3 protein-coding genes and 1 pseudogene are annotated in these 2793 nt (G+C 72.9%); 2 read left to right on the top strand and 2 right to left on the bottom strand.

Annotated features, from left to right (window positions below; all coding sequences use genetic code 11):
• Positions 1–256, top strand: a pseudogene (locus RIF68_RS33455) (cytochrome d ubiquinol oxidase subunit II); the annotation flags it as partial.
• Positions 257–283: 27 nt separating this feature from the next.
• On the opposite strand, the gene RIF68_RS33450 reads toward RIF68_RS33455, so the two are convergent.
• Positions 284–1399, bottom strand: coding sequence for an AI-2E family transporter (locus RIF68_RS33450; protein ID WP_309055230.1), 1116 nt, complete (start codon positions 1397–1399; stop codon positions 284–286).
• Positions 1400–1804: 405 nt separating this feature from the next.
• Complete coding sequence (locus tag RIF68_RS33445) at positions 1805–1999, bottom strand: DUF3046 domain-containing protein (protein ID WP_309055228.1); 195 nt, start codon at positions 1997–1999, stop codon at positions 1805–1807.
• A gap of 79 nt (positions 2000–2078) precedes the next feature.
• Between RIF68_RS33445 and RIF68_RS33440 the strand changes: the two genes are divergently transcribed.
• The coding region (locus RIF68_RS33440) for a hypothetical protein (protein ID WP_309055226.1) at positions 2079–2793 on the top strand (715 nt) is incomplete at its 3' end.

Genomic DNA, 2793 nt, shown 5'->3' with positions numbered 1-2793 from the left:
GCCGTACGAGCGGGCCCGCGGGCTCGTCGGACGGGCGGGGCGCCCGTGGCAGTCCTTCGCCCTGACCGCCGTCCTGATGGCCGGGCTGCCGCTCGTGGCGGGAACCGCCCTGCCGCTGGCCGGGCAGACCGCCTCCCCGGCGACGCTCGCCCTGCTCGTGCCCGCCCTGCTGGTCGTGACCCCGCTCCTCGTGGCCGCCCAGGCGTGGATCTGGTACACCTTCCGGCACCGGGTCACCGGCCCCTCGTACCTGTGACCGCGCGTACGGCCCGCGAGTCCTCCTCTACAGCTCCTTCTTGTGGTGCAGGGCCTTCTGCAGCCGGGCCACCACGGCCTCCCCGTACCTCCGGTGGCCGTGCACGCGCGGGTCGTCCGTCACGTCGTACCGCTTCACATAGGCGCCCAGGAACGCCTGGAGGGTGGCGACGGCCGGGATGGCGATCAGCGCGCCGACGGCGCCGAGCAGGGCCGTCCCCGCGATGACGGAGCCGAAGGCCACCGCCGGATGGATGTCCACCGTCTTGGAGGTGAGCTTCGGCTGCAGCACGTAGTTCTCGAACTGCTGGTAGACCACGACGAAGCCGAGCACCCACACCGCGTACCAGGGGTTGACGGTGAAGGCGATCAGCATCGGCAGGGCGCCGGCGAGGTACGTGCCGATGGTCGGGATGAACTGCGAGACGAGACCGACCCACACGGCGAGCGCGGGCGCGTAGGGCACGTCGAGGATCTCGAAGAGGACGAAGTGCGCGGCGCCGGAGATGAGGGCCATGAGGCCGCGCGAGTAGAGGTACCCGCCGGTCTTGTCGACGGCGATCTCCCAGGCGCGCAGGACCTCGGCCTGGCGGGCGGGCGGCAGGACGGAGCAGAGCGCCCTGCGCAGCCGGGGCCCGTCGGCCGCGAAGTAGAACGCGAAGAGGAAGATCGTCAGAAGCCGGAACAGCCCGCCGAGGACGGTGGCGGAGACGTCGAGCACACCGCTCGCGCTGTTCTGCACGTATTTCTGCAGCCATTCGGAGCTGAGCACGCTGTCCTGGACCTCGACCCGGGACAGGTCGGTGTGGAAGGTGACGTTGATCCACTTGATCAGCGCGTCGAGGTACTTCGGGAAGTCCTCGACCATGGCGACGATCTGCCCGGCGAGCATCGAGCCGAGCAGGACGACGAAGCCGACGCCGACGACGAGGACGCCGAAGAAGACCAGGAAGGTGGCGAGGCCTCGGCGCATTCCGCGTGCCGCCATGCGGCCGACCGCCGGTTCGATGGCGAGGGCCAGGAAGAAGGCGAGCAGGACGTTGACGAGCAGGCCGATGAGCTGGTGGAAGGCCCAGCTCCCGAGCTGGAAGCAGGCGTAGAGCGCGAGGGCCAGGACCAGCGCGCGCGGCAGCCAGCGCGGCATGCGCGCGGGCCCGGGGACGGACTCGGCCGGACTCCCGGCCGCGGAACCGGTGGCGGTGGCCGGACCGGTGGCGGAGGCGATGGCCGGACCGGAGCCTGAGCCCGGGTGGTCGTCGGGCGCCGCCGGGCCGGGGGCGCCGTGCGCCGCCCGCGCGGCGGCCGCGGCCGGCCCTGCCGGCGAATCGTTCGGTGCCGCCGGGTCGTTCGGGCGGCTCACGCCACGCGGCGCTGTGCTGTCGGGGTTCTCGGTCGTGTCGGGGTGGGCGGGCGTCTCGGGCTTCTCGTTGTCGTCAGTCGGGGCCACCCCGCCAGTCTCGCGCACCGCGCGGACATTCCCGCCCGGACCCCTCGCGTCCCCGCGTCTCCTCCCCGGCGGCCACCGGCCGCCGCCCCCGCCGCGCGCGGGTCAGCGCTTGTCGGCGGGTACGTCCACGGCGGCGCAGACGGCCCGCCACACGTCCTTCGCCTCCCAGCCCGCCTCCAGTGCCTCCCGTACCGTCCGGCCCCCCAGTTCGGACATCACGTGGTCACGCGCGAAGGACTCCGCATAGGCCTCACCGAAGTGATCGGCCATGCGTTCCCAGAAAATCGTCAACCGCATGACTCCAGTATCCCGCTCCGAAGAGTGCAGCCCGGCCCATGGGCCTTGTCTCCGCGCCCGCGCCCCCTAACGTCGGACCATGGCCGAGAAACCCCACTCCTCCCCTCCCGCCCCGTCGTCGACGCCCGTGGCCCGCGCCGAGCGTTTCGTCTGGCTGACGGCCCGCGTCCTCGAACAGCGCCGGTTCGCCTACCACTTCCTGCGCGGTGGCGCGGACCAGGTCGAGGCCGCCCTGGCCGCGTACCTCAACGAGGACGGCGGCTACGGCCACGCACTCGAACCGGATCTGCGCGGGCCGGTCAGCCAGCCGCTGCACACCGCGCACGCGCTCCGGGTCCTGGACACCATCGGCCGCTGCGGCGGCCTGCGCGTGGAGCGGATCTGCCGGCACCTCACCGAGATGTCCACCCATGAGGGCGCGCTGCCCGCGGTCCATCCCTCCCAGCGCGGCTACCCCGTGGCGCCCTTCGTCCCGGTCGAGGACGCGCCGCCGGCCTCCCTGCTCACGACCGGCCCGGTGGTCGGGCTGCTCCACCGCAACCAGGTCTGGAACGCCTGGCTGTTCCGGGCGACCGAGTTCTGCTGGGCGGCCGTGGAGTCGCTGGAGGAGTCGCATCCGTACGAGATCGAGGCGGCCGTCGCCTTCCTCGACGGGGCACCGGACCGACCGCGGGCCGAGAAGGCGGCGGACCGGCTCGGGCGGCTGGTCCGGGAGCGGCGGCTCGCCGTTCTGGACCCGGACCGGCAGGACGAGTACCCGGTCGCGGAGGGTTACGCGCCCGGCGAGCACCACT

Origin of the sequence: Streptomyces sp. (genome assembly GCF_031178505.1) — a bacterium.
GTDB lineage: Bacteria > Actinomycetota > Actinomycetes > Streptomycetales > Streptomycetaceae > Streptomyces > Streptomyces gulbargensis.
This window is presented reverse-complemented; position numbering and strand designations above follow the sequence as displayed.